The sequence below is a fragment of the Kitasatospora sp. NPDC058478 genome (assembly GCF_042720345.1).
In the GTDB taxonomy this organism is placed as follows: Bacteria; Actinomycetota; Actinomycetes; order Streptomycetales; family Streptomycetaceae; genus Kitasatospora.
This window is the reverse complement of the sequence record NZ_JBHXML010000005.1, coordinates 17,250-41,934: the sequence shown is the minus strand read 5'-3', so window position 1 is coordinate 41,934 and position 24,685 is coordinate 17,250. Positions and strand designations below refer to the sequence as shown.

Here is a 24,685-nt window from a genome sequence, read left to right as displayed (position 1 = left end):
GGTCCTGGGCCCAGGCGGTGGGCGGGACTTCCGTCCGCCGCCCCGTCCCGCAGGTGGCAGCGAACAGGTGGCTGCGGACAAGTGGGCGAACAGGTAACAGCAAACAGATAACAGATTTCAGCGAACAGATTTTGAAATCTGTTCGCTGAAATCCGTCGCCCGGTCCCGGACCGGCACCGCGCTGCGGTCCCGGACCAGCGGCTCGATGCCGCGAGGCGTGGCCGCGACCGCGCGCCACCACAGCCGCAGCGCGGGCGGGTCGACCGGTTCGAAGGGCTTGCCGGGCCGGGGCACCGCCAGCCGGGCGCCGAGCGCCTGGGCAGCCGCGACCACCCGTTCGGCGGGCTCTTCCCAGGGGTGCGTCGCCAGGTTGAAGGTGCACCAGTGGATCGGCAGCAGCAGATCGCCGCCGAGGTCCAGGTGGGCCCGGACGCCCTCCTCGGGCGTCATGTGCACCTCGGGCCAGAAGTCGCTGTACGCGCCGACCTGCATCAGCGTCGCGTCGAACGGCCCGAGCCGGCGGCCGATCTCGGCGAAGCCCGGGAAGTAGCCGGTGTCCCCGCTGTGGAAGATCCGGTGCCCGCCGCCGGCCACCACCCAGGACGCCCAGAGGAACAGCGCGCTGGTGCGCGGGCCGCGGCTGCAGTAGTGCCGGGCCGGGGTGGCGGTGAGGGTGAGCCCGGCGATCTCGGCCGACTCCCACCAGTCGAGTTCGGCGATCCGCCGGGTCGGTACTCCCCAGCGCTCCAGGTGCGCGCCGACGCCGAGCGGGACGGCGAACACCGCGTCCGTCCCGATCAGCGCGCGGATGGTGGCCATGTCGAGGTGGTCGTAGTGGTCGTGGGAGATCACCACCACGTCCACCGGCCCGAGTTCGGACAGCGGCAGCGGCATCGGGTGCAGCCGTTTGGGCCCCGTCCAGGCGAACGGCGAGCAGCGCTCGCCCCACACCGGGTCGATCAGGACCCGCCGCCCGCCGATCTCGGCGAGCACTGTGGCGTGGCCGAGCCAGGTGAGTCGCAGTCCGGAGTCCGGCGGCAGGGCGAGGTCGACCGGGAGCAGCCGGTGCACGGGTACGGCGGCGGTCGGTGCCCGGCGGGTCTTGTCCCCGGTCAGTTGGGCGCGGGTGATCTCCAGCGGGCTGCGCTCGTAGACCAGGCGGCGGGTGGGCAGCGGGTTGCGGAAGGCGCCGTCGGCGAACTGCGGGGAGCGGTGGATCCGGGCCAGCCGTTCGCCCCGGGGTTCGGCACCGAAGGCCTCGGCCCGGACCAGGTGCCAGGCCGCGCGGGGCAGTCGGGCCAGGCCCGACCCGGTGCGGTTCGCGGTCGGGCCGAGGGCCGGGCTGGTGGTCGGGCTGTTGGTCGGCGGGGTGATGAACTGCGAGGACAGACCGGCGAGGCGGGAGAACCAGGGGGCGGGGCGGGGCAAGGCTCCTCCAAGGACGGTCACGGCTACCGGGCATGCCGGGGCGGGTATCCGGGCGACTGGTGGGGCCGCTGCGATACGACAACCATCTCGTCGGAGATTACTCGTCATGGGCCGTCCGGACCTGGTGAGCGGCCCCGCGCGGGCCAATCGGCGTACCCCGCCCGGTCGCGCGCCCAGGGCCACCGCCCGGCGCCGCTCCGCGTGGAGCCGCCCGGTGCCGCTACGCGTAGAAGCGGGTGATCGTCTCCGCGACGCAGTGCGGCTTGGCGCTCTCCGCGCTGGTGATCGTGAACCGCACCACCGCCTGGACCCCGCCCGGCACCTCGGTGGCCGAGACCAGTTCGGCGGTGGCCCGGATCGCGGTGCCCACCGGCACCGGCGCCGGGAAGCGCACCTTCTCCGAGCCGTAGTTCAGCGCCATGCGCACGCCCTCGACGCCGTAGCACTCCTTCGCCAGCACCGGGATCATCGACTGGGTCAGGTAGCCGTGCGCGATGGTCGAGCCGAACTGGCTCTCCTTGGCCCGCTCCGGGTCCACGTGGATCCACTGGTGGTCGCCGGTCGCCTCGGCGAACAGGTCGATCTGCCGCTGCCCGATGGTGTGCCACTCGCTGGTGCCCAGTTCGGTGCCGACGGCGGCGGTCAGATCGGCGAGGGAGGCGAAGCTCGTCACGGTGCGCTCCTGGGGGAGGGGTCAGGACGCCGGAAGCGTATGCGTACCCGCCGGTATCTGTCAGCGGTGCGGAACCGGGAACACCGGAACCCGGGAACACAGGAACCCGGGAACACAGGAACCCGAGGGCGCGGCGGCCCTGTGGGTGTTTCAGGACCGCAGCGCCCCGCGCCCCAGCGCGTCCTGCCCGGTCGGGAACAGTCGCCGGCCGCTGACCAGTTCCGGCACCAGCGCGACGAACAGCGGCTCCGGGTCCCCCACCCACGGCCGCAGGCCGGACCGCAGCACCCGCCGCACCTGCTCGGGCTCGCGCACCACGTCCGCCCGGCCGTGGACCAGCACGCTCCAGCCGGTCCGGGTGACCGGGTCCAGCAGGTCCGCCTGGAAGGCCACCACGGTGCCGTCAAGCCCGCGCGCGGTGGCACTTCCCCGGCGCACGGCGAGCACCAACCGCCCGTCCAGGACCTCGAAGGAGACCGGTAGCACGGCCGGCAGCGCGTGCTCGGTGTACACCACGCGCCCGACGGGCACGGTGCTGAGCAGCCGCAGGCACTCGGCCTCGCTCAGGGTCTCCACACGGTCCTCACGCTCCATGCGTCCGATCGTCCTCCGGTCGGCGCGCGCGCCGATAGGGCCCATGGTCCCTGAGCGGACGGGCCGGGAGCCCCGTCGGCGGCCGCCCGGGGCGGTAGCCTGCCCGGCGGCGGTACGGTACGCGCCCCTGCGCACCACGGCAGCGGCGGGCGCGGCGGGCGGTCCCGGGTGCGCCGGGGCCGGCATGGGAGGGGGCGTGCGGATGGCGGGCGGGGTCGACCTGGTGGTGATCGGGGCGAACGGCGGGCCCGATCGGGGCTTCGGGGGCTCGGCGCTGGCGCCGGACGGCGCCCGGTTGCTCGCGCGGGTGCTGCCCGGGATGTGCTTCGACGTCGGCGCGGCCGGCTGCCGGGTCACCGAGGTGGCGCCGGACGCGGACGCCAACGCGATGCTCACCGCCGTCCGGGAGGCCGCCCAGCACCCGGGCCGGTGGCTGGTGGTCTGCCTGGTCGGCCAGTTGGCGGTCGATCCGCGCGGGCGGCGGCTCGCCCTGGTGACCGGCGGCAGCACCGCCGACAACGCCTACCGGCGCGGCCTGGCCTGGGACTGGGTGGTCAGCGCGATGGTGCACGGTGGCCACGAGGAGGCCCTGCTGCTGGTCGACGCAGTGGCCGACCGGGACACCTGGGCGGCGTTGGAGCGCGGCGGCGGCGAGGACGGCGCGGGCGAACTGCTGGCCTACCCGCGTGTCCCGCTGTGGGGCCGGGTCGGCCGGTACACCCCGGGCAGACGCGGCCGGGACGCCGTACTGCCGGGTGGTGAGGGCTCGTTCAGCCATGCCCTGACCACCGTGCTGCGGCAGGGTGTCCCGGGCGCCCCGGCGGCCGTCGCCCCGCTGGATCTCCAGCCGTCCGTCGCCGCGCTGCTCGACGGGGGCGAAGCACCGGGTGGTTCGGGTGCGCCGGGCGCGCGCCTGCTCGTTCCGCCGCAGGGCGGGCGCCTGTTGATGCGCAATCGGGCCGCGGTTCGGGGCGCATTGGCCGGATTGTCGCTTTCCGAAGAACTGTTGGCCGTTCTGTGGCGGGAAAGTGCCCCGACGGAACCGCCTTCCGCGTAAGGTCAGGTGGCCTGAGGTGTTGCCGTGATGGGGTGGGTTGGCGAAGAATCGATCCCCAGCGGAAACACCTGCGGGACGGCGGAATTCTTCCGGCGGCCACGGATCACGAATCGGTCGGTCGCGACGAGGTGGGGCGATGCGGCAGCGCGGAAATGTGTTGCGCCCTGGGGCGGTTGGGGTCGGTGGGGTGGTTCTGGTGTTGCTCCTCGGAGCCTGTGCGAGCGGCGGTGCCGGTGGTTCCGTCGATCGGCTCGGAACGGCTGCGCCCAGTGTCGCGGGAGTGGATCCGGTACCTCCTTCGGGTGGTTCGGTAAACACCTCGATCGCGCCGATGGACGGGCCGGAAGGTGCCATGGGTCGGCTGGCCCTGAAGACGTATCAGGACTGGTGGCAGGCCCAGACCGAGGCATTCGGGCGGTCGGATTCGGACGGATTCGCTCTGGAGACGTACTCTTCCGGGCGGGCCCTTACCGACACCCTGGTCAGTCTCCGCCAACTTCGCGACGCCAAACTGGTGATGACCGGAACGCCGCGCAATTCGGCGGTGGTCAAGGCCATTGACCTGAAAGCCGATCCGCAGACCGCCGCGATCGAGGACTGCGTCGACGTGTCGGGATGGCACCGCGTCGACGCCGTCACCCAGGTGGCAAAGGATCCGGGCGACCGACTGAACCGCTACGTCGCGACCGCGTCCCTGCGCTGGTTCCAAGCACGTTGGCTGATCTACGACTTCAAGCGGGAGGTGGACCGGGCATGCTGAACACGCGTAAACCGGCCCGGCGATTCGCGATCCTCGCGCCGTTGTCCGCCGGGTTGCTGTTGGCCTCGGCGGTGTCGGCGGCGGCGGACGAACCGCCGGGCGGAGGTGCCGAACAGTGTTACCCGGACGTGATCTGCTCCGGGGTCAACACCGGTGGCACGAAACCGAAGCCCGGACCGTCGCAGCCCGGCGGTGGCGGCGGGGGCGGTACGAGCGACGGGCCGCTGCTGTGCAGCTACCACGACCAGCAGTGGCCCTGCCACGACCCGGAGCGCGGCTGGTTCAACAGCGGCGTCGGATGCTACTTCCGCCCGCTGGACAACCCGCCCCCCGAGGGCGACCCGGCGTGGCAGGGCCACAAGCCGTCCGAGGGCGCGCTCTACTCGAAGGTCTGCCCGCAGACGGGCGGCGGCCAGGACGGCGCCGAGATCGTCTTCGAGGCCACCTCGCCGGCCGGGCCGCCGGCGCTGAACCTGGTGGACGTCGGCTTCGGCTTCGCCCACGAGATGCGCTTCCCGAAGCCGACGGCGGGCGTCGCGCCCAAGGGCACGGCGGTGGTGAAGGCACCGGTCTGGCTCTGGCTGGACGGCGTGGCGGCGCCCGCGCCCAAGACGCTGTCCGTCCCGGGCGCCTCGGTCACCGTCACACCGGTGCTGAGGGGCGTGACCTGGGTCTTCGACAGCGGCGTCTCCGTGACCTGCGACAAGGCCGGGACGCCGTACGACCCCAAGTACGGCGCCGCCAAGTCCCCGGACTGCGGCTACGAGTTCGCCGTGGGCTCGGGCACCAGGAAGAGCGGCGTCTTCGACGGCACGGTGACGGCGAACTGGGTGGGCGAGGTCGTGGTCACGGGGCCGAACGCGAAGACCTTCGACGTCAAGATGCCGCAGTCCTCGAACTTCACGCTCAAGGTCGCCGAGGTGCAGGTCCTCAACTGACCCGGCGGCGGCGGACGTCCGATGCCCCGCGGCCCGGCCGCGGGGCGCCGGCGGCCGGCCGCACGCGACCACGGCACCGGAGCCCGGGCACCGAAGCCCGGGCACCGGCGGCCCGAGCGGTGACGACCCGAGCACCGAGAACCCAGTACCGACGATCCGGAACGAGCACGAGGGAAGGGCGGAACCCGGTGGAGAACCGTACGTTCGCGACGCCGGGATCCGGCACACCCGCAGGGGCCGCGGTGTCCGTGGCGGTCCCGGACCAGGGGCAGGGGCCGGGCGAGGCCCCGGGCAGCGGTGCGGGCAAGGGCAAGGGGCGCGCCGCCCCGCACGTCCCCGGCCGGACGCTGCGGGCCCGGCGGCGGCGCCCGGCGGTGCTGGCGATGGCCGTCGCGCTGATCGCCGCCGGCGGCCTGGGCGGCGCGGTGCTCTACAACAGCACCGGCCAGCGGGTCGCCGTGCTGGCGCTGGCCCGGGACATCCCGTGGGGGCAGGTGATCACCGACGACGACCTGGTGGTGGCCCGGATCGCCGGCGATCCGGCGCTGCGGCCGCTGTCCGCCACCGAACGGGACAAGGCGGTCGGCATGCGGGCCGCCACCGACCTCAAGCGCGGCGCGATGCTCACCAGGGGCGACGTCGCGCAGACCCTGGCGGTGCAGCCCGGCCAGATCGTGGTCGGCGTCTCGGCCAAGCACAGCCAACTGCCCGCCACCCGGCTCCAGCCGGGGCTGCAGATCGTCGTGGTCTACACCCCGGACAACACCAAGGCCGACTCGATGCCCGCGACGGTCATCACGGTCGGCCGGGTGGACACCGACGGCAGCCAGGTGATCGACGTGGCCGTCGGCGCGGCGGACGGCCCCCGGCTGGCGCAGTGGGTGGCCGGCGGCCGGATCCAGGTCCTGCTGGCCCCGCGCGCCGCCGCGGCGGGCGGCGCGACCGGGACCGCCGGTGCGGGCACCGGCGGCAGCGCCGCGCCGACGGCCCCGGCGACCGGAACCGCCTCCGGCGCTGCCACGGCCCCCGTGCCCCCGACCGGGGCGGGTGGCGCCTGATGGCGGTGATCGCGGTGGCCGGCGGCCCGGGCGCGCCCGGCGCGACCACGGCTGCCCTGGCCCTGCTGCTGGCCTGGCCGCTGGAACCCGGACGGCGGGTCCTGCTGGTGGAGGCCGACCCGGACGGCGGCGCGGTGCTCGCGGGCGCCCTGGAGGGCCGGGTCGACGCGGTGTACGGGCTGCGCAATCTGGCCGTCGCCGACCGGCGCGGACTGCTCGCCGCGACCATCTGGGAGCAGCTGATCGACCTCTCGCCCGAGGGCACCGCCGAGCGGCTGCTGCTGCCCGGGCTGACCGACCCCACCCAGGCCCCGGGCCTCGCCTACACCTGGGAGCCGCTCGTCGACCTGCTGCACGGCCTCGAACCGCAGGGCTACGACGTCATCGTGGACCTCGGCCGCTCCGGCGCCACCGGCGTGAGCGCCGTGCTGGCCCGCCGGGCGGACGTGGTCGCGGTGACCGTCCGCACCACGCTGCGCGGCCTGAGCTCGGCTAGGCCCCGGCTGTCCGCGCTCGCCGAGGACCTCGCCACGGCCGGCACCGGGGTGGACGCGCTCGGACTGCTGCTGGTCGCCGAGGGGCCGTACTCGGGGCCGGAGGTGTCGCGCGAGTTCGGCCTGCCGGTGCTGGGGCTGCTGCCGCACGCCACCCGCACCGCCCGGGTGCTCTCCGACGGCGGTGACATCACCGACCGGCGGTTCATCCGCTCGGAGCTGATGCGGACGGCGCGTTCGGCGGCGGACGAGGTGCAGCTGCTGGTCCGCCGCCGTCGCCAGCGGCTCGCGCCGACCGCCGCGCCCGTCCCGGCCCAGCTCACCGCCGCGGCCCGGACCGAGCCCCAGCCCCAGCCCCCGACCGCGGTGCACGTCCAGCCCCCGGTGCCGACCCCGCAGGCGGCCGCGCCGACGGCGTACCGGCCGGTGGAGGGGGAGCAGCCCTCGTACTCCCCGCCGCAGCCGGTCGGGCCGGTGATCACCACCGGCCCGGTGGCGCCGCTGGCCGGGCTGGCCCCCCAACCGGCCGCTCCGGCCCCGTTCCCGGGACACGTCCAGCAGCCGCAGCAGTCGCAGCCGCAGTCGCCGTACGGGCCACAGGGCGGCTACGTCGCGTACGACCAGCAGGGCGGGTTCGGCCCGTACGACCAGCAGGCCGGGTTCGGCCCGTACGACCAGCAGGGCGGGGCCCCGTACGACCAGCAGGGCGCGTACGTCCGCCCGGAGCCCGAGGACGACGGCCGCTACCCGCTCCAGCAGCCCGCCGTGACACCCGATCAGACACACCCGAACGGTCCGCAGCCGTACAACCCCGGGGAGGTGCTCCGTGCGCGGTAGCCCCCTGCACCAGCACCCCGCGGCCGACCCGGCCGCGCTGCCCTGGGCCACCCCGGCCCAGGCCCAGGCCCCGACACAGGCCCAGACGCAGACGTCGGCGGCCGCCCCGCCCCAGGCCTACCGGCCGGGCCCCGTCGCCCCGCAGCCCGCGCCGCCGCCGTACGTCCAGCCGGGCGGCGCGGCCACGCCCACCGCCGTGCCCTCCCAGCTGCCCTCGCTCGACCTGCGCGGCGCCGCCACCCGGCCGGCCGTCGACCCGCAGGTGGCCCGCGAGCTGAAGCGCCAGGTCGCGGCCGAACTGCACCAGCAGATCACCCGGTTGACCGCCACCTCGGGCGCCGAACCGGACCGCGCCACCCGCCGCCAGCGCGGCCGCGCGCTGATCGAGGAGGCGGTCGCCCGCTGGTCCGACGCCTACGCGCAGACCCACGGCATCCCGCCCACCCGGGAGCAGGACCGCGCGCTCGCCGAGGCCGTCTTCGACCTGCTGTTCCGGGCCGGGCGGCTCCAGCCCTACCTGGACGACCCGGAGATCGAGAACATCCTGATCAACGGCTGCGACGACGTCTGGGTCTCCCGGGTGCACCAACCCCTGCGCCAGGTACCGCCGGTGGCCGAGAGCGACGCCGAACTCGTCGAACTGCTCCAGGACCTGGCCCGCCAGCACGGCGGCGGCGAGCGCAGCCTGTCCACCGCCAGCCCGACCCTCGCGCTGCGCCTGGAGGGCGGCATGCGCCTCCAGGCGCTCACCGAGGTGACGCCCCGCCCGTACGTGGCGATCCGGCGCCACCGGGTGGCCTCGGCGACGCTGCCCGAGATGGTCGAACTCGGCACCCTGGACAGCACCTTGGCCGCGTTCCTGGCCGCCGCGATCCGGGCCCGGAAGAACGTGATGATCACCGGCACCCAGGGCGTCGGCAAGACCAGCCTGCTGCGCGCGATGGCCGCCGAGATCCCGCCGGACGAGCGGATCGGCACCCTGGAGTCGGAGTTCGAGCTGTGGCTGCACACCCTCGGCCACCTGCGCCAGGTCGTCCCGATGGAGGCCCGCGAGGGCAACGGCGAACGCGTCGAGGGCCGCCTGGCAGGCGAGTTGACGATCGGCGACCTCATCCCGGCGGCGCTGCGGATGACGCTGTCCCGGATCATCGTCGGCGAGGTCCGATCCGGCGAGGTCGTCCCGATGCTGCGGGTCATGACCAACGGCGAGGGCGGCTCGATGTGCACCCTGCACGCCCGCGGCCCGCACATGGTCGTCGACCGCATCGCCGAACTCTGCCTGGAGTACGGCTCGCACATGACCGACTCGCTCGCCTACCGGCTCACCGCCAACGCCCTGGACCTCATCGTGCACGTCGCCATGGTCGACGAGACCGCCGTCGGCGGCCGCCGGCACCGCTTCGTCTCCCACGTCCTGGAGGTCGCCGGCCTCGGCGAGAGCGGTCGGCCCGCGCTGAACACCGTGTTCGGCCCCCGGGTGGACCTCGGCGAGCCGCGGGCCGTCCCGCACACCCCGCCGCAGTGCCTGGACGACCTGCGCCGGGCCGGCTTCGACGCCGCCCTGCTCGGCTCCCGCTACGGCGGCTGGGCCACCCCGCTGCAACTGCGGATCGGCGGTGGCGCGCGATGATGCTGCTGTTCGCCCTGTGCGGGCTGGCCGTCGCGGGCGGCCTGGTCGCCCTGGTGGCCTGGGCCCGCGGCAGCGACCCGGCGGACGAGGAGGAGACCCCGGAGCGGAGCAACCCGCTGGCCGGCCGCGCCCACGTCTTCTGGTACGGCGCCCCCGGCGCCGCCTCGGCCAGGGTCGCCCGGCTGCGCCGGATCCAGCTGCCGCTCGCGCTCGCCGGCGCCCCGCTCGCCTGGCTGTTCACCGGCATCCCGCTGGCCGCCCTGCTGGTGCCGCTGGCCGTGTTCGGCCTGCCCTGGCTGTTCGACACCACCCGCCCGGACACCCGCCGGATCGAACGCCTGGAGGCGCTGTCCGAGTGGACCCAGCGCATCGCCGACGTGCTGCTGCTCGGCGTCGGCCTCAACCAGGCCATCGTCACCAGCCGCCGCACCGCTCCCGCCGCCCTGGAGGAGGAGATCGGCGAACTGGCCGCCCGGCTCCAGGCCCGCTGGCGGCCCGAGGAGGCGCTCCAGGCCTTCGCCGACAGCGTCGCCGACGCCACCGCCGACAAGGTGCTCGCCGCGCTCGTGCTGCGCTCCGGTGACAGCGGCCCCGGCCTGGCCCGGGCACTGGCCGACATGGCCGACTCGGTGCGCGAGGAGGTCCGCCAGCGCCGCGCCATCGAGGCCGACCGGGCCAAGCACCGCACCACCATCCGCTGGCTGGTCGGCATCATCGTGCTGGTCGTCACGGTCGGCTCCTTCAACACCGAGTACACCCGGCCGTACGGCACGCTGCTCGGCCAGATCGTGCTCGCCGTCGTCGCCGCCCTGTTCGTCGCGATCATCGCCTGGATGCGCGCCCTCGCCTCGCACCCGCCGGTGCCCCGGCTGCTGGCGCCCGACCGGCGCGGCAAGGCCGGGCGCCGCGCCCCGGCGCGCGAGGACGAGGCGCTCCAGCAGCTCGGGGAGGTCCGGTGATCTCCCCCTGGTCCGTGCTGGCCGGGGCCGTCGCCGCCGGCGGCGTCGCCCTGCTGATCGCCGAACTGCGGCCCGCGCCGCCCGACCTGCGCCAGGCCCTGGACCGGCTGCACCGCACCCCCGCCGAACGGGCCGCGGACCCGGACGAGCGGCCGCGCTGGTACGACCGGATCGGCGAGCGCTCGATCGGCCTGCGCGGAGTGTCCCTGCCGCACCGCGAACTCGCCCTGATCGGCCGCGCCCCGGCCCGGTTCATGGTGCACAAGCTGCTGTTCGCCGCGATCGGCCTGCTGCTGCCCGCCTACCTGGGCGCGATGGCCGTGCTGATGGACATCGGCCTGCCCTTCGCCCTGCCGTTGCTGGCCGGGCCGCTGCTGGCCGGCCTGCTCTGGTTCGTCCCCGACGGCATCGTGCGCGGCGAGGCCAAGGAGGCGCGCAGCGAGTACCTGCACGGCATCGCCGCCTACCTCGAACTCGTCGCCCTGGAACGGGCCGCCGACTGCGGGCCCGCCGAGGCGCTGCGCCGCGCCGCCGCGGTCGGGCGCGGCACCGTGTTCCGGCGCATCCGCGACGCCCTCGACCGCGCCGCCACCGACCGGCTCCCGCCCTGGGCCGGACTCGACGCGCTGGCCGAGGAGTTGGGGCTCAGCCCGCTGCAGGACGTGGCGGACATCATGCGGCTGTCCGGCACCGACGGCGCCGCCGTGTACGACACCCTGCGGGCGCGCGCCAAGGGCCTGCGCGGCGAGCTGCTCGCCGAGGACCTCGCCCGCGCCAACGCCGACAGCGAGCGGATGGTCGCACCCGGAGCCGCCCTCACCTTGCTGATGACCGTCCTGATCGTCTTCCCCGCACTCCACCAGATGCTCAACTGACCCTCCTCACAGGGCATCTGGCACCACACCGCACTCCACCCCGGGAGACCCGAATGACCGTCCGACTCGTCCACCTGGCAGGCCGGCTGATCCGGCCCGTCCTGCTGCCCGTGCAGTTCGCCCTGCTGCTGTTCACCCTGCGGCTCGGCCGGCTGCGGGCCGCCCGCGCGCGCGGCGACCGCGGCGCGATCAGCATCGAACTCGCCCTCGCCATCATCGCGTTGGTCTTCGTCGCGGGCGCCGTCGCGACCGCGTTGTACCTGCTGAAGGACAAGGTCGTGCAGAAGGTGCAGCAGGACCCGAACATGCCGGGTGCGGGCGCGGCCGCGGGAGGCGCCACCAAGTGACGTACCGACCTCGCCGCCGCGGCGACCGGGGGTCGATGAGCGTGAGCCTCGCCATCGTCTTCCCGGTCGTCCTGGTGCTCCTGATGCTCGTCGTCCAGGCCGCGCTGCTGTGGTACGACCGCCAGCTCGCGCTCACCGCCGCCCGCGAGGGCGTGGACGCCGGCCGGATCCAGGGCAACGCGACGGACGAGGTGAAGAACGAGGCGGCGCGCCGACAGGCCAGGGACTTCCTCGACCGGCAGGGCGTGCACTCGTACACGGTGACGACCGACGGCAGCACGCCCGAAGTGGTCCGGGTCACGGTGGCGGTGCGCCCGCCGCTGCTGATACCCGGGCTGTCGGCGCCCGCCCTCACGCAGTTCGCCGAGGCGCCGCGCGAGCACTTCGTCCCGCCGGTGGCGGTGGCGCCGTGAGACGGCGGACCCGGGCCGACTGGTGGCCGGCGCCGCGCGCCGAGCGTGGTTCCGGGGGCCGTTGCGCGCCCCGGGCCGAGCGCCGTTCCGCGCGCCGGCCCCGGTGGTGGCCGGTCCGGCGGAGCGACGGCGGCGCCGTCGCCATCGAGGCGGCGATCGTCGTGCCGCCGGTGGTCGGGCTGGTCCTGGTGGCCATCGCCGCCGGGCGGGTGCAGACCACGGCCGGTACGGTCGAGGCCGCCGCCCGGGCCGGCGCCCGCACCGCCTCGCTGCAGCGCAGCGTCGACGGGATGACGCAGCCGGGCCGGGACTCGGCCCTCGCGACGCTGCGCCAGCAGGGCGTCTCCTGCCGCAACGGGGACGTCCAGGTCGTGCCCGGCCGACTGGACCTTCCCGGCGGCGCCGTCACGACCGTCAAGGTCACCGTGGTGTGCGACGTCGAACTGGCGGACCTGCTCGGCGGACCGTCCGGCGTACCCGTGACGAAGCACCTCGTCGGCGAGTTCACCTCCGTGGTGGACCGCTACCGGGGCACATGACGGCCCGGGGCGGCACCCGGCGGGACACGGGCCACGACGGGGGATTGGGGACGGCCCGCGCGGGGGAGACGCAAGCGGAGAGCGCACGGGGGATGACGCGACGGGACCGGTCGGCGCCCGGTGGGGGCCGGTGGGGCGGACGAGGTGCGGGAGGGGCAGGGGGGATGGGAGTGCCTGTCAGGGCGCGGCGCCGACGCCGCTCCGACCGGGGCGCGGTCGCCCTCTTCGTGGCGATCTGCGCGGCCTACGTCGTGCTCGTCATCGCCCTGGTGATCGACGCCGGCGGCCGGTTGCGGGTCGCCGAACGCACCGACGCCTACGCCCAGGAGGCCGCGCGGGTCGGCGGACAGCAGCTCGACCAGGCCGCCGTCCTCCAGGGGAAGGGCTTCAAAATCCAGCAGGACTACGTCCGGCAGGCCGCCGACGCCTACCTGGCCCTGTACGGCCTCCAGGCGGGCGAGGTCGAGTTCTCCGGCGACGGCAAGGTCGTCACCGTCACCGTGCGGGCCGACTACCGGCCCGTCCTGCTGGGCGCGCTCGGGGAGCGGAAGGTAACGGGCAAGGGCAGTGCGACCCTCGTCCACGGAGTCGAGAAAGCGGAGACCGACTGATGGCCGCGCCACGTGCCAAGGACCAGGCCCGAACCGCCCCGGGCCGGGCTCGAACCGCCAAGGGCCGGAGCCCGGGTGCCGAGGACCAGGCCCGGAGCGCCAACGGCCGGGCCCACACCGGACACCGGGCCGCCGGCCGCCCCGCCGCCCCGGCGCCCCGCCCACCGCGCGGTCGCGGCCGCGGCGCAGCCCTGATCACCGCGCTCGCCGCGCTGGTCACCCTGCTCGCCCTGCTGCTCGGCGTCCCCGCGCTGCTGCTCTACGGCACCCGTGCGGTCGCCGCGATGGGCGACGTCGCGCCGGACGGCGTCGGCCAGGCGCTCACCGGCCCGGACGACGGACGGCTGTTCCTCTGGCTGCTGGTCGTGGTCGGCTGGCTCGCCTGGGGCTGCTTCGCGTTCTCCGTCCTGCTGGAGATCCCCGCGCAGCTGCGCGGCCGGATCGCCCGCCGCATCCCCGCCTTCGGCTGGAGCCAGCGGATGGCGGCAGGCCTGGTCGGCTCGGTGTTCGCGCTGATGCCGGTCGCCGGCTCGGCCTTCGCCGCCACCCCGGCCCACACCGCCACCGCCCCGGCGCAGTTGGCGGCCGGCGTGCAGCGAGCCGCCCTGCCCGCCGCCCAGGCCGCGCCCGCCCTGGCGCCCGCCGCCGAGCAGAACCCCACGTACACCGTGCGGGACAGCCGGCCCGCCGACAGCCTGTGGTCCATCGCCGAACGCCAACTGGGCTCCGGTGAACGGTGGGTGGAGATCGCCAAGCTCAATGACGGCCGGGTGATGGACGATTCAGGCATCCGCTTCGACGCCGACCGGCCGATCCAGCCGGGGTGGGCGCTGCTGATGCCGGGGGACGCGAAGGCGGACGGGTCGGCGCCTTCGCCTGCTCCGACGCCTGTTCCTCCGTCCGAGCCCGCGCCCGCCTCTGCTTCCGGTGCCGGGTCGGCCCAGGTGCCGCAGGCCGGGACGGAGCCGGGTGCGGGTGGGCACGCGACGGTGACCGTCCAGGGCGGGGACAGCCTGTCCGTCATCGCCCAACGGGAGTTGGGGGACGCCGAGGCGTGGCCGAAGCTCTTCGAGGCGAACAAGGGCGCCCAGGCGCCGGACGGGGAACGGCTGACCGATCCGGACGTGCTGGTGCCCGGGATGGTGCTCACGGTGCCGGGGGCGGCCGCTCCTTCGCCTGTTCCTCCGTCCGAGCCCGCGCCCGCGCCCGCGCCCGCTCCGGCGCCGTCGACCGACCAGGCGCCCGCCACTCCCGCCCCCGCGCCGACCCAGGCCGCGCCGACCCCGGCCGCGTCCCAGCCCGTCACCCCGGCACCCACCCATGCGCCCACCCATGCGCCCGCCCCCGCCGCGCACGCCGAACCGGCCGCCGGTGACGACTACTCCATCGCCCTCACCGCCTCCACCGTCGGTGTCCTGCTCGCCGCCGTCATGGTCGGCACCGTCGCCCACAAGCGCGGCACCCAACTGCGCGCCCGCCGCCCCCGGCACCGCATCACCATGCCCGACGCCGAGGCCGCCGCCTTCGAGAACGAGCTCAGGGCCCGTCAGGACGACGCCGGCCTCGACCTGCTCGACCGCGCCCTGCGCACCATGGCCCGCAACACCGTGCGCGGCGGCAAGCGCCTGCCCGCCATCGTCGCCGCCCGGATCACCCCCGGCCACACCATCGAACTGCACCTCTCCGGCCCGGCCACCCCGATCGCGCCGTTCCGCGCCGCGCACGCCGCCAACGTCTGGTGGTGCAGCCTCGACTCCGGCGACCTGCTCAGCGCCGCCCAGGCCCGCAAGACCGCCGCGCCCTACCCCGCCCTGGTCACCCTCGGCACCTCGCCCGACGGCTCGGTCGTCCTCGCCGACCTGGAGGCCGTCCGGCTGCTCCACCTCTCCGGCCACCCCGACGACGCCCGCGACATCCTGCGCACCCTCGCCGTCGAACTCGCGCACAGCCCGCTCGCCGACCGGCTCCACCTGCACCTGGTCGACCTCGCCGAGGAGGTGCCGATCAGCGGCCCGGCCGCCGAACGCATCCACCGCCACCCCACCCTGGAGGCCGCGCTCGCCGCCCTCGGCCCGCGCACCGCCAAGGCCCGCGCCACCCTGGTCGCCGCCGAGGCCGCCAGCCCGCGCGACGCCCGCAGCCGGGGCCAGGCCGACGAGTCCTGGACCCCCGAGATCGTGCTCTGCGCCCAGCAGCCCGGCGGCGAGGTCCCCGCCGAACTCGGCCGCCTGCTCGACGCCCGGCCGCGCACCTGCGTCGCCGTCATCACCCGCGCCCCCGAACGCGGCACCGGCCCCGTCGCCCGCTGGACCCTCCCGGCCACCGGCCAGGCGGCCATCCCCGGCCTGCACCTCACCGTCGAACTCCAGCGGCTCAGCGACCAGCAGTACGACCAGGTCACCGAACTGCTCCGCGCCGCCGACGACCTCACCCAGCACCCGGCCCCCGCCTGGACCCTGGACGGTCCCGGCCTCGACCCCGACGCGGACGACGACGACACCGACACGGCCGAACTGCCCGCCGCCGTACCCGTGCTGGCCGCCGTCGGCGCCGCCGCGACCGGCGCGCAGGGCGGTACGGACACGGCCGCCGGGCCCCGGCTGCTCGCCCGGGTCATCGGCACCGGCGCCAGCCCGTTCGCGGGCACCGACCCGGCGACGCCGGTACCGGCCCCTCCGGCCGGGCCGGGGCGGTACGCGGTCAACGGGCAGGGGCGGCAGGCCGCTTCCGCCGAGACCGGGACCGAGACCGGGAGCGGAGTCGGTACCGAGACCGGGAGCGGGAGCGGGATCGGGACCGACGAAGAGCTCGTGGTCGGGCAGCTCGTTGACGAGGCCACGGACGAGGCAGCGGACGAGGCCACCCGGGACCTGCGCCGCCCGGACGCGGTGGCGGGGGACGCGGCGGAGGCACCGCAGCAAGCCCCCGCGGCCGTCCTCGCCGTCCAGCCCGTGCCGTCCGTTCCCGCCGTTCAGTCCGTCCAGCCGGTCGTGCCGCAGTCGCCCGTCGAGCCGGCCCCGGTCCACCAGCCCGCGCCCGCGTCCTCCGGCGTCGACCCGCGCGTCCCGTCCCGGCCGGAGCCCTCGCCCGATCTCCTGCCCGGCACCGAAGCCGAGGCCCCGGCCGAAGCCGATTCCCACGCTGATTCCCACACCGAGCCCGGAGTCGAACCCGGAGCCGAGCCCGGCCCCGCCGCCGTCGCCCCGGTCGCCCAGACCACCCCCGGGCGCAGCGACAGCGACGACCTGCTCGCCATCCTGCGCTCCCCGGAGGCGCACGCCGCCCGCAACGCCCCCCGGATCCGCCTGCTCGGCCCGGTCGACGTCGCCGGAGCCCTCGGTACCGCCGAACCCGGCGCGCTGTCCCGGCTCACCGAACTCGCCGTCTACCTCGCGCTGCGGCCCGGTGCCGACCACCACGCCCTCGACCACGACCTCCACCCCGGCGCCGCCCACCTCGACCCGCACCCCACCGCGGCCGACGCCAAGAGCCCGCTCCCCGGCAAACTCGCCGACCTGGCCGCCTGGTTCGGCACCTCGCCCGAGGGCCGCGCCTTCCTGCCCACCGACACCACCGACGGCTACTCCTTCACCCCGGTCGTCACCTGCGACTGGGACGAGTTCCGCAGCCTCTACCGGCGCGGCATGCGCAGCACCAGCGCCACCGCCGACGCCGCCCTCGCCCACGCCCTGGCCCTGGTGCGCGGCGCCCCGTTCGCCGAGGCCCCGCCCGCCTCCTACGGCTGGGCCGAGGCCGAACGCCAGGACATGATCGCGGCGATCGTCGACACCGCCCACGAACTGGCCGCCCGCCGCCTGCAGTACGGCGACCACCGCAGCGCCGAGGCCGCCGTCTTCCGCGGCCTCGCCGTCGCCCCGGACGTCGAACTCCTGCACCGGGACCTCTTCTACGCCTACGCCTCGGCCGGCGCCCGCGACCAACTCCTGCGCGCCGTCAACCGTCTCGACGCGCTCAGCCGCCGCACCGGCCGTGACCTGGACGCCGACACCGTCGCCCTGCTCCGCGACCTGCTGGCCGGTTCCTGACGTCCCCTGCACGCCGCTGCCCGGCCGCCCCTCGGGGTGACCGGGCAGCGGCATACGGGGCCGGGTCGATCAGACCGATCAGGTCGGTCGGCCTGGTCAGGTCGGGCAGACGCACCGGCCGTCGACGGTGCGCTCGGTGGCGGTGTGGACGTCCCGGACGGCGGCGAGCGGGACCCGGGCCACCGCCACACCCACCCGGGTCCGGTCCGCCGGCGTCCGGGCGACGACGTCGACCTGCCCCTGCTCCGCCACGGTGGCCCGGGCGAGCACGCTGAAGACGTACGCCCCGCCCTCGACGCCGTACCCGTCCGCCCACAGCTCGACCACCGCCCCGCCGTCCAGCGTCAGGTGCCAGGGCAGGGGCGGTCCGGCGGCGAAGTCCATGGTCGGGGAGTCCAGATGGTCGGGGAGTCTAAGGCGTGTCGTGTCGGTGTGTGCGCAACCAGGCGTCCAGGGTGGCGAAGTCGGCTGCGGTGAGGCCGCGTTGGTGGTCGACGCGGTGGAGGAGCGCGGGGGCGGGCGAGTGGGCCGCGACCCAGCGGCGGTCGGTGGCGGCGATCTCGTCGTCCACCCAGACGAACGGGCGGCCGGCGGCCCGGGCGACCAGTGCGCGGGTCTTCCCGTGCAGGCCGGCCGGTTCGTCGCCGTCCTCCACCGGCCAGTTCACGACGGGTAGTTGCGGCAGCCCGAGCCAGGGGGAGAGGCAGTCGTTCGCATCGGACATCCACGTCGTCGCCCACACCAGTTCGCACGGCAGGCTCAGCAGGCGCCCGCCGAGCGCCGGATCGACGCGGGCCAGCAGGGGGTTGACGCCCGGGCCGGGTGCGGCGGCGGAGACGCCGCGGAAGACGGGGTAGCCGCCCGGGGGCGGCGCGCCGAAGGGGATGAGCGGTCCGTCGACGTCGAGGAACAGGAGAGGTGTACCGGGGCCTGCCATGACGGCACGATAGCGGGCCGCGTGGCACGCCGATCGGAGACCCGGCCTGGATCGGGTGTGCCGGGATCTCGTAGGGTGGCGCGACGGGAGTGGTGGCAGGCACCACCCAGCAAGGGCATCAGACGCCGCGAAGCGGCGGGGTGGGCGGTGACCAGAAGATGGCGGAGACGACAGCTGTCCCCGGAGGCCCCGAACCGGCAGCGGACTCGGGCCCCTGGGACGCCGTACCGCCGCCGCGCACCCCGGCCGAGGAGCACCCGCCCGGGCCCGCCGCGCTCTACGAGCCGCCGCCCGTGCCCCCGCTCCCGCCGTCCGCTCCGGCAGCCCCGCCGTCGGCTCCGACGGCTCCGACGGCTCTGGCCGCGGTGCCGGGACCGCCGCCGGCCGCGCCCACCGGATGGACCGTCACCGGCATGCCCGCCGTGGGCGCGCCGCCGTCCGCGGCCACGCCGCCGCCCTTCCCGGCCCCGGGCGTGAGCGCCCCCGGTGCGGGCGGACTGGGGGCGGCGCCGCGCGGACGGATCCTGGTCGTCGAGGGCGGTTACGGCAACTCCGGGCGCCGCACCTGGGGTCGGGGCGGTCCCGCCCAGGCGTCGGTGCTGTCCGCGATGCTCGCGGCCGTCTCACCGCAGGTACTGCTCGCCGCGGACGCGGTGGACGCCGTCCACCTCCCCGGCGCCAGCGACCCGCACACCGTCCTCGCCCACCTGCGCGCCGCGTCCCGCCATCCGGGGCCGTTGCTCGTCCACTTGGGCGGTCACGTGGTCGCCGACAAGCGCGGCGGACAGCTCCAGCTCACCCTGCGCGACTCCAAGCAGGACGGCCTGCCCTGGCAGGCCGTCGCCGCCGAGCTGAGCCACCGTCCGGCCGAGTGGCAGACCCTCGTCGTCGCCGACCTCAGCGCCGACCAGAACGCCTGGCCGTACCTCCAGGGCGCCGCCTCGCCGCTCAGCGAGGGCATCCCGCTGTGGGCGGTCGTCAGCCCGGACCCGGAGCAGATCGGCACCTTCACCAGGGCCCTGATCGAGGCGCTGCACGGCGGCCACCCCGGCGCGGGGGACGTGCTCGCGCCCGAGCAACTGCGGCAACAGGTGTACTCGGTGCTGCGGCCGGACGTCGTCATCCTGGCCACGCACGCCCCGGACCGGCCGGTCTTCCGCAACACCGCCCGCCGTGGCGACGGTCCGCCGGCCGACGTGTCGGCGCCGGTCGACGCGGTGCCGGCTGACGTGATGCCGGTTCACGCGGTGCCGCCGGTCGATGCCGTGCGGGCCGATGTGGTGTCGTCCGGGCCGGCCGCGCTGTCGGCGGTGCCGCCGGTGCCGGGTCGGGCGGAGTCGCAGGACGCCGTCGTCGAACCGCCCGTGGCGCCCCCGGCCTTGCCATCGTCGGCCTTCCCGGCTCCCGCGACCGAGGCCGGTCCGGTGAGCCTGGTCAAGCCCGGCGTGCCGCCCACCCCGCCCAGGCCGGCCCGCCCGGTCAGCCTGCTGAAGGGGCAGCCGGCCGGCTCGGCTGGCGTGACCCTGCACAAGCCCGCTCCGGCGGACGCGACGCCCGAGGTCGTCGAGCCGTCCGCAGGCGTGACGCTGGCCAAGCCCCAGCAGCCGGGGCCGGAGCCGGAGTTGAAGCCGGAGTTGGAGTCCGGGCGGGAGCGGGAGTCGGAGCAGGCGCTGGCAGACGTCGCCACGCCGACGGCGGAACCGCAGGACGCCGCCCCGACGCAGGCCCCTCCCGTTGACGAGGCCCCCGCCGATGCGGTGTCGACGGTGGAAGCGCCGGACGACACGGCCCCTCCCGTTGACGAGGCCCCCGTGGACGCGGTCCCGGTGGCGGAGGCCCCAGCGGACGAGGTGCCGGCGGACGAGGTGCCTGCCGATGCGGTGCCTGCAGACGCGGTGCCCGTCGACGCTCCGGCGTCCGGTCAGCCGCGTGCCGACTACCGGGACGCCATCGGCCGGATCGTCCGCAGCGCGGATGCCGGGGAGCACGGTGCCGCCACCGAACTCGCCTTCGCCCTCGAACTGGAGGCGATCGCCGAGCACGGCGCCGTCTCCGAACCGGTCCTCCAGGTGCGCCAGGTCCGGGCGCACGTGTGCCGTCTCGCGGGCCGGCCGGCCGAGGCCGCGGACATCTACCGCGAGGTGGCCCTGGCGCTGCTCCGTTCGCGGGGGCCGGACCACCCGGAGACCCAGCAGGCGGCCACCAATGCCGAGGCCTGCTGGCGCTCGGTCCCCGACCGCGCGGCGGCCCTTCGGATCGCCCCGGAGATCATCGAGCTCCGCGCCTACCTCCCGGGCCCCGACGGCCGTAAGCTCCGCGCCGCCGAGCGCTACCTCGCCCAACTGGCCGCCGCCCCGGAGCCCGCAGCGCCGCCCGCCCCGGAGCCCGCTTCCGCCTCGGCGGACCGCGTCTGACCCTTCGCGCCGCGCGGCCGGGCCGGGCGACCGGCACCGGGCTGCGAGCAGCTAACACCGAACAGAAAACAGAAAACAAAAAACAGAAAACAGCGAACAGATAACAGATTTCGAAATCTGTTATCTGTTCGCTGTTAGTTGTTACTTGCTACCCACCACTGCCCGTCAGCGACCGGCGATGGCGTGGACGAACTTCGCGCCGTCGATGGTGCCGAGGCCGCTGGAGAGGTCGTAGCCCTCGGTGGCGGTGTAGCCGGTGACGCCGCCCCAGGAGTTGTCGCCCTCCTTCACGTCCGTGATGCCGGTCCGTGCGCCCGGGAGCAGGTTGAGCCCGTACAGGCGCCAGTTGAGCTGGCCGAGGCGGTGGCCGGCGAGCTGGTCGGCGAGGGCGACGACGCCGGAGAACAGCGGGGTGGCCTCGCTGGTGCCGCCGGTGAGGTGCCAGCCGACGGAGGTCGGGTCGTAGGACTCGTAGGTCCAGGCGCCGCCGTCGACGGCCGCGCTCATGCTGATGTCGGGCGTGCCGCGGTGGTTGCCGGTGACGTTGGCGACGCCGGCCTGGTACCACGGGCGCTCGAAGATGCCGGAGACGCCACCGCCGCCGGCGCCGGACTTGTCGTGCCACACCTTGTCGGGCGCGGTGCGTGCGCCGTTGTTGTCCAGGGTGAGCTGGGTGCCGCCGATGGAGGTGACCAGCGGGTCGGAGGACGGCCAGGAGTTGACCTTGTACGGGTACAGGTCGGTGCCGTTGGTCTGCGCGTCGGTGGCGCCGTTGTCGCCGGAGGCGGCGAGCACGGTGACGTTGTGGTCGGCGGCGGCCTTGAAGGCGTAGCGCAGGTCGGTGAGCGACTTGAAGTCGCCCTTGTCGTACCCCGGGAAGGTGTTCTCGGTGGCGCCGAAGCTCTGCGAGATGACGTCGCCGCGGCCGGCCTTGATGAGGGCCTTCTCGGCGTCCATCATCTCGGGCAGACCGGTGGTGCCCTCGGTCTCGGCGACACCGGTCTCGACCAGGACGATGTGCGCGTCGGGGGCGATGGCGTGGGCGTACTCGACGTCCAGCGTGGTCTCGCCGGCCCAGCCGGTGTGGTCGGGGTTCTTGGGGTCGAAGGCGGGGACGTTGCCCCACTTGACCACCTCGACGTTGGTGTCCTGGATGCCCCACTGCTTGTCGAAGACCTCCAGGTCGTGCTGGATGGTCGGCGAGCCGAAGGAGTCGACGATGACGATCGTGCGGCCCTTGCCGGTGATGCCCTCCTGGTACAGCGGGTTCAGGTTGTAGGCGTTCCGGTACTGCAGCGGCGAGTAGCAGTGGATGCCGATCTGGCTGACGCACTGGGTGGTGGTCAGCGGGGCGGTGCGGCCCTGGGCGTTGTGGTGCCCGAAGGAGGCGGGGCGGACGTGGACGCCCGTGAGGTCGTGCGCGGGGGCGGCGGTCGCGGCGCCGACCGCCGGGACGGCGATGGTGCCGGCCGTGAGGGCGGTGGCCCCGACGGCGAGCAGAGCCAGGGCACGGCGAAGGGGGGCGGGGCTGCCCATGGGACTCCTTGGGGCGCAGGGCCCGACCTGGTCCGGTCGGGTCGGTCCGGCCATCCCATCGACTGCCGCATGATCATGCCATAGTCATTTGGTGGGGTCGGCTGATCAGAGGCATGGTCATGCTCGGCCACGCGAAAAGGTAAAGACCGTCCCAGGTGAAGGTAACCCCACGCCCGGGACGGTCATGTGACGACACATCAGTATTATCGTACTAATGCTGAGGGGTTCTTGACGATCCCCGCCCGGGCCAGCCCTACCGCGCCCCGCCGTTGACGTACAGCGTCTGCCCGCTGACGTACGAGGCGTCCTCGCTGGCCAGGAAGGCGACCACGGACGCGATCTCCTCCGGCTGTCCCACCCGGCGCAGCGGGGTCCGGGCGGAGACCTCCGCGTGCTGGTCCTCGGCCGTGCTGCCGACCCGCTCGGCGGTGGCCGCGGTCATCGCGGTGGCGACGTACCCGGGGGCGACGGCGTTGACGTTGATGTTGAACGGCCCCAGCTCGATCGCGAGGGTCGCGGTGAGCCCCTGGATGCCGGCCTTGGCGGCCGCGTAGTTGGCCTGTCCCCGGTTGCCGAGGGCGGAGCGCGAGCTGAGCGAGACGATCTTCCCGTACTTCTGCGCCACCATGTACTTCTGCGCGACGTGGCTGCAGTTGTACGCGCTGGTCAGATTGACGGTCAGGACCGCGTCCCAGTCGGCCTTCGGCATCTTGAAGAACAGGTTGTCCCGGGTGATCCCGGCGTTGTTCACCAGGATGTGCACCCCGCCGAGGTCTGCCGCGACCTGTGCGAACACCGCCTCGACGGCGTCGTAGTCGGCCACGTCGCAGCCGTACGCCCGAGCGGTGCCGCCCTTGGCGGTGATCTCCGCGACCGTCCCGGCGGCCCGTTCGGCGGTGAGGTCGACGACGGCGACGGTCGCGCCCTCCTCGGCGAGCCGGCGGGCGGTGGCCGCGCCGATGCCCTGCGCGGCGCCGGTCACGACGGCGACCCGCCCCGCGAACCTGCCCGCCAGGCCCGTCACTTCAGCCACTGCGGCTACTTCAGTCATTCCCGGTGCTCCCTTGAACTCGGACGTGAACTCGAACTCGGACGTGAACTCGGACGTGAACTCGGACGTGAACTCGGACGTGAACTCGGACGCGGACTCGACCGTGAACTCGGCCGCGAACGCGGGCCCGCATTCAGTCAACGTTCTCGACGAGGACGGCAGTGCCCTGACCGACCCCCACACACATGGTGGCGAGGCCGCGCCGGGCGTCGGTGCGGCGCATCCGGTGCAGCAGGGTGGTGAGGATGCGCGCGCCGGAGCCGCCCAGCGGGTGGCCGAGCGCGATCGCCCCGCCGCTCGGGTTGACCAGTTCGTCGGCCTGTTCGGGGGTGAATCCGATGCCGTCGGCGGAGGCCAGGGCCTGGGCGGCGAAGGCCTCGTTGAGTTCGGCGGTGTCGAGGTCGGCCAGCGACCAGCCGGCCCGGCCGAGCACCTTGCGGGTGGCCGGCACCGGGCCGATGCCCATCACGTCGGGGTGCACCCCGACGGAGGCGCCGGCCACGTACCGGCCGAGCGGTCGCAGCCCGAGGTCGCGCAGCGCCTCCTCGCCGACCAGGAGCAGCCCGGCCGCGCCGTCGTTCATCGGCGAGGCGTTGCCTGCCGTGACGGTGCCGCCGGGGCGGAAGGCGGGCTTGAGACGGGCGAGTTTCTCCAGGCTGGTGTCCTCGCGGATGCCCTCGTCCTGGCCGACCGTCACGCCGTCGGGCCGTTCGACCGGGATCAGCTCGGCGTCGAAGTGGCCGTCCTTGCGGGCGGCGGCGGCCCGTTGGTGGCTGCGCAGCGCGAAGGCGTCCTGGCGTTCCCGCCCGATGTCGTACCGGCCGGCCACCTCCTCGGCGGTCTCGCCCATGCTGAGCACGCCGTGCAGTTCGGCCATCCGGGGGTTGGTGAGCCGCCAGCCGAGCCGGGTGTCGTAGGTTTCGATCCGGTGCGGGAGGGCCTCGTCGGGGCGGGGGAGGACGAAGGGGGCGCGGGTCATCGACTCGCAGCCGCCGGCCAGGACGACGTCGGCCTCGCCGGAGCCGATGGCCCGGGCGGCGAGGGTGACGGCCTCCAGCCCGGAGGCGCAGAGCCGGTTGACGGTGGCGCCGGGGACGGTCTCCGGCAGGCCGGCCAGCAGGACGGCCATCCGGGCGGCGTTGCGGTTGTCCTCGCCGGCCTGGTTGGCGGCACCCCAGTAGACGTCGTCGATGCGGGCGGGGTCGAGGGCGGGGACGTCGGCGAGCAGGGCGCGCAGCACGGTGGCCGAGAGGTCGTCCGGGCGGACCGTGGCGAGCGCTCCGCGCAGCCGGCCGATGGGTGTGCGGCGGGCTGCGGCGAAGTAGACGGGACGCACGTCGTCGGGCTCCTATCCGGTTGAATCCGAGTGATCCGAGTGATCCGAGCAGTCAGGGTGATCCGAGCAGTCAGGACGGTCAGGACGGTCCGGGTGGTCCGGGTGGTCCGGGTGGTCCGATTGACCCGTCCTGGCTGATCGGATGGGATGAA

The 24,685-nt window shown here is 74.9% G+C and carries 22 protein-coding genes; 14 read left to right on the top strand and 8 right to left on the bottom strand.

Annotation, left to right across the window (positions count from 1 at the left end):
• Window positions 1–117: 117 nt before the first annotated feature.
• The 3 genes from ACFWPT_RS04050 to ACFWPT_RS04040 all read right to left on the bottom strand — a co-directional run bounded on the left by ACFWPT_RS04050 (window position 118) and on the right by ACFWPT_RS04040 (window position 2,695).
• Complete coding sequence (locus tag ACFWPT_RS04050) at window positions 118–1,302, bottom strand: MBL fold metallo-hydrolase (RefSeq protein WP_380373971.1); 1,185 nt, start codon at window positions 1,300–1,302, stop codon at window positions 118–120.
• Between the two features lie 346 nt (window positions 1,303–1,648).
• Entirely contained in the window at window positions 1,649–2,101 is a 453-nt protein-coding gene (locus tag ACFWPT_RS04045; RefSeq protein WP_063350035.1) for a MaoC family dehydratase, read from the bottom strand.
• A gap of 150 nt (window positions 2,102–2,251) precedes the next feature.
• A complete protein-coding gene (locus ACFWPT_RS04040) occupies window positions 2,252–2,695 on the bottom strand; it encodes a pyridoxamine 5'-phosphate oxidase family protein (RefSeq protein WP_063350036.1) in 444 nt (147 codons plus the stop codon).
• A 202-nt stretch (window positions 2,696–2,897) separates the two neighbouring features.
• On the opposite strand from ACFWPT_RS04040, the gene ACFWPT_RS04035 reads away from it, so the two are divergent.
• The 13 genes from ACFWPT_RS04035 (at window position 2,898) to ACFWPT_RS03975 (ending at window position 17,259) form a co-directional block, all read left to right on the top strand.
• The gene (locus ACFWPT_RS04035; protein ID WP_063350037.1) at window positions 2,898–3,752 is read left to right on the top strand and encodes a hypothetical protein; all 855 of its coding nucleotides are present in this window, start codon (window positions 2,898–2,900) and stop codon (window positions 3,750–3,752) included.
• Between the two features lie 280 nt (window positions 3,753–4,032).
• Complete coding sequence (locus tag ACFWPT_RS04030; RefSeq protein ID WP_380479387.1) at window positions 4,033–4,512, top strand: hypothetical protein; 480 nt, start codon at window positions 4,033–4,035, stop codon at window positions 4,510–4,512.
• A complete protein-coding gene (locus ACFWPT_RS04025) occupies window positions 4,506–5,450 on the top strand; it encodes a hypothetical protein (protein ID WP_380479384.1) in 945 nt (314 codons plus the stop codon). Before ACFWPT_RS04030 ends, ACFWPT_RS04025 begins: the two co-directional genes overlap by 7 nt.
• A gap of 242 nt (window positions 5,451–5,692) precedes the next feature.
• On the top strand, window positions 5,693–6,508 hold the full coding sequence (locus ACFWPT_RS04020; RefSeq protein ID WP_380373958.1) for an SAF domain-containing protein: 816 nt from the start codon (window positions 5,693–5,695) through the stop codon (window positions 6,506–6,508).
• On the top strand, window positions 6,508–7,839 hold the full coding sequence (locus tag ACFWPT_RS04015) for a hypothetical protein (protein ID WP_380479381.1): 1,332 nt from the start codon (window positions 6,508–6,510) through the stop codon (window positions 7,837–7,839). The genes ACFWPT_RS04020 and ACFWPT_RS04015 overlap by 1 nt, the downstream gene beginning before the upstream one ends.
• On the top strand, window positions 7,829–9,469 hold the full coding sequence (locus tag ACFWPT_RS04010; protein ID WP_380479379.1) for a CpaF family protein: 1,641 nt from the start codon (window positions 7,829–7,831) through the stop codon (window positions 9,467–9,469). Before ACFWPT_RS04015 ends, ACFWPT_RS04010 begins: the two co-directional genes overlap by 11 nt.
• Window positions 9,466–10,428, top strand: coding sequence for a type II secretion system F family protein (locus ACFWPT_RS04005; protein WP_380479377.1), 963 nt, complete (start codon window positions 9,466–9,468; stop codon window positions 10,426–10,428). Before ACFWPT_RS04010 ends, ACFWPT_RS04005 begins: the two co-directional genes overlap by 4 nt.
• The gene (locus ACFWPT_RS04000) at window positions 10,425–11,303 is read left to right on the top strand and encodes a hypothetical protein (RefSeq protein WP_063350044.1); all 879 of its coding nucleotides are present in this window, start codon (window positions 10,425–10,427) and stop codon (window positions 11,301–11,303) included. The genes ACFWPT_RS04005 and ACFWPT_RS04000 overlap by 4 nt, the downstream gene beginning before the upstream one ends.
• A gap of 53 nt (window positions 11,304–11,356) precedes the next feature.
• Complete coding sequence (locus ACFWPT_RS03995) at window positions 11,357–11,650, top strand: hypothetical protein (RefSeq protein ID WP_363367209.1); 294 nt, start codon at window positions 11,357–11,359, stop codon at window positions 11,648–11,650.
• A complete protein-coding gene (locus tag ACFWPT_RS03990; RefSeq protein WP_159398548.1) occupies window positions 11,647–12,063 on the top strand; it encodes a TadE/TadG family type IV pilus assembly protein in 417 nt (138 codons plus the stop codon). The genes ACFWPT_RS03995 and ACFWPT_RS03990 overlap by 4 nt, the downstream gene beginning before the upstream one ends.
• On the top strand, window positions 12,060–12,602 hold the full coding sequence (locus ACFWPT_RS03985; RefSeq protein WP_380479374.1) for a TadE/TadG family type IV pilus assembly protein: 543 nt from the start codon (window positions 12,060–12,062) through the stop codon (window positions 12,600–12,602). The genes ACFWPT_RS03990 and ACFWPT_RS03985 overlap by 4 nt, the downstream gene beginning before the upstream one ends.
• Window positions 12,603–12,766: 164 nt before the next feature.
• Window positions 12,767–13,213, top strand: coding sequence for a hypothetical protein (locus ACFWPT_RS03980; protein WP_063350047.1), 447 nt, complete (start codon window positions 12,767–12,769; stop codon window positions 13,211–13,213).
• Entirely contained in the window at window positions 13,213–17,259 is a 4,047-nt protein-coding gene (locus ACFWPT_RS03975; protein WP_380479371.1) for a BTAD domain-containing putative transcriptional regulator, read from the top strand. The genes ACFWPT_RS03980 and ACFWPT_RS03975 overlap by 1 nt, the downstream gene beginning before the upstream one ends.
• Window positions 17,260–17,355: 96 nt before the next feature.
• On the opposite strand, the gene ACFWPT_RS03970 is transcribed toward ACFWPT_RS03975, so the two are convergent.
• A complete protein-coding gene (locus tag ACFWPT_RS03970) occupies window positions 17,356–17,643 on the bottom strand; it encodes a hypothetical protein (RefSeq protein WP_380373941.1) in 288 nt (95 codons plus the stop codon).
• Window positions 17,644–17,671: 28 nt separating this feature from the next.
• Entirely contained in the window at window positions 17,672–18,196 is a 525-nt protein-coding gene (locus ACFWPT_RS03965; protein WP_380479369.1) for an HAD domain-containing protein, read from the bottom strand.
• A 158-nt stretch (window positions 18,197–18,354) separates the two neighbouring features.
• On the opposite strand from ACFWPT_RS03965, the gene ACFWPT_RS03960 reads away from it, so the two are divergent.
• Window positions 18,355–20,610, top strand: a complete 2,256-nt coding sequence (locus tag ACFWPT_RS03960) for a hypothetical protein (protein WP_380479367.1) — start codon at window positions 18,355–18,357, stop codon at window positions 20,608–20,610.
• Between the two features lie 165 nt (window positions 20,611–20,775).
• Here ACFWPT_RS03960 and ACFWPT_RS03955 read toward each other — a convergent pair whose 3' ends face one another.
• The 3 genes from ACFWPT_RS03955 to ACFWPT_RS03945 form a co-directional block, all read right to left on the bottom strand.
• Window positions 20,776–22,146 carry a S8 family serine peptidase gene (locus tag ACFWPT_RS03955; protein WP_380479364.1) on the bottom strand — a complete coding sequence of 457 codons (1,371 nt, stop codon included), beginning with the start codon at window positions 22,144–22,146 and terminating at the stop codon, window positions 20,776–20,778.
• A 253-nt stretch (window positions 22,147–22,399) separates the two neighbouring features.
• Window positions 22,400–23,170 (bottom strand): 3-oxoacyl-ACP reductase FabG, encoded by a 771-nt coding sequence (fabG, locus tag ACFWPT_RS03950; RefSeq protein WP_380341806.1) that lies wholly within the window; start codon window positions 23,168–23,170, stop codon window positions 22,400–22,402.
• A 160-nt stretch (window positions 23,171–23,330) separates the two neighbouring features.
• Complete coding sequence (locus tag ACFWPT_RS03945; RefSeq protein ID WP_380479362.1) at window positions 23,331–24,533, bottom strand: thiolase family protein; 1,203 nt, start codon at window positions 24,531–24,533, stop codon at window positions 23,331–23,333.
• Window positions 24,534–24,685: the final 152 nt, after the last annotated feature.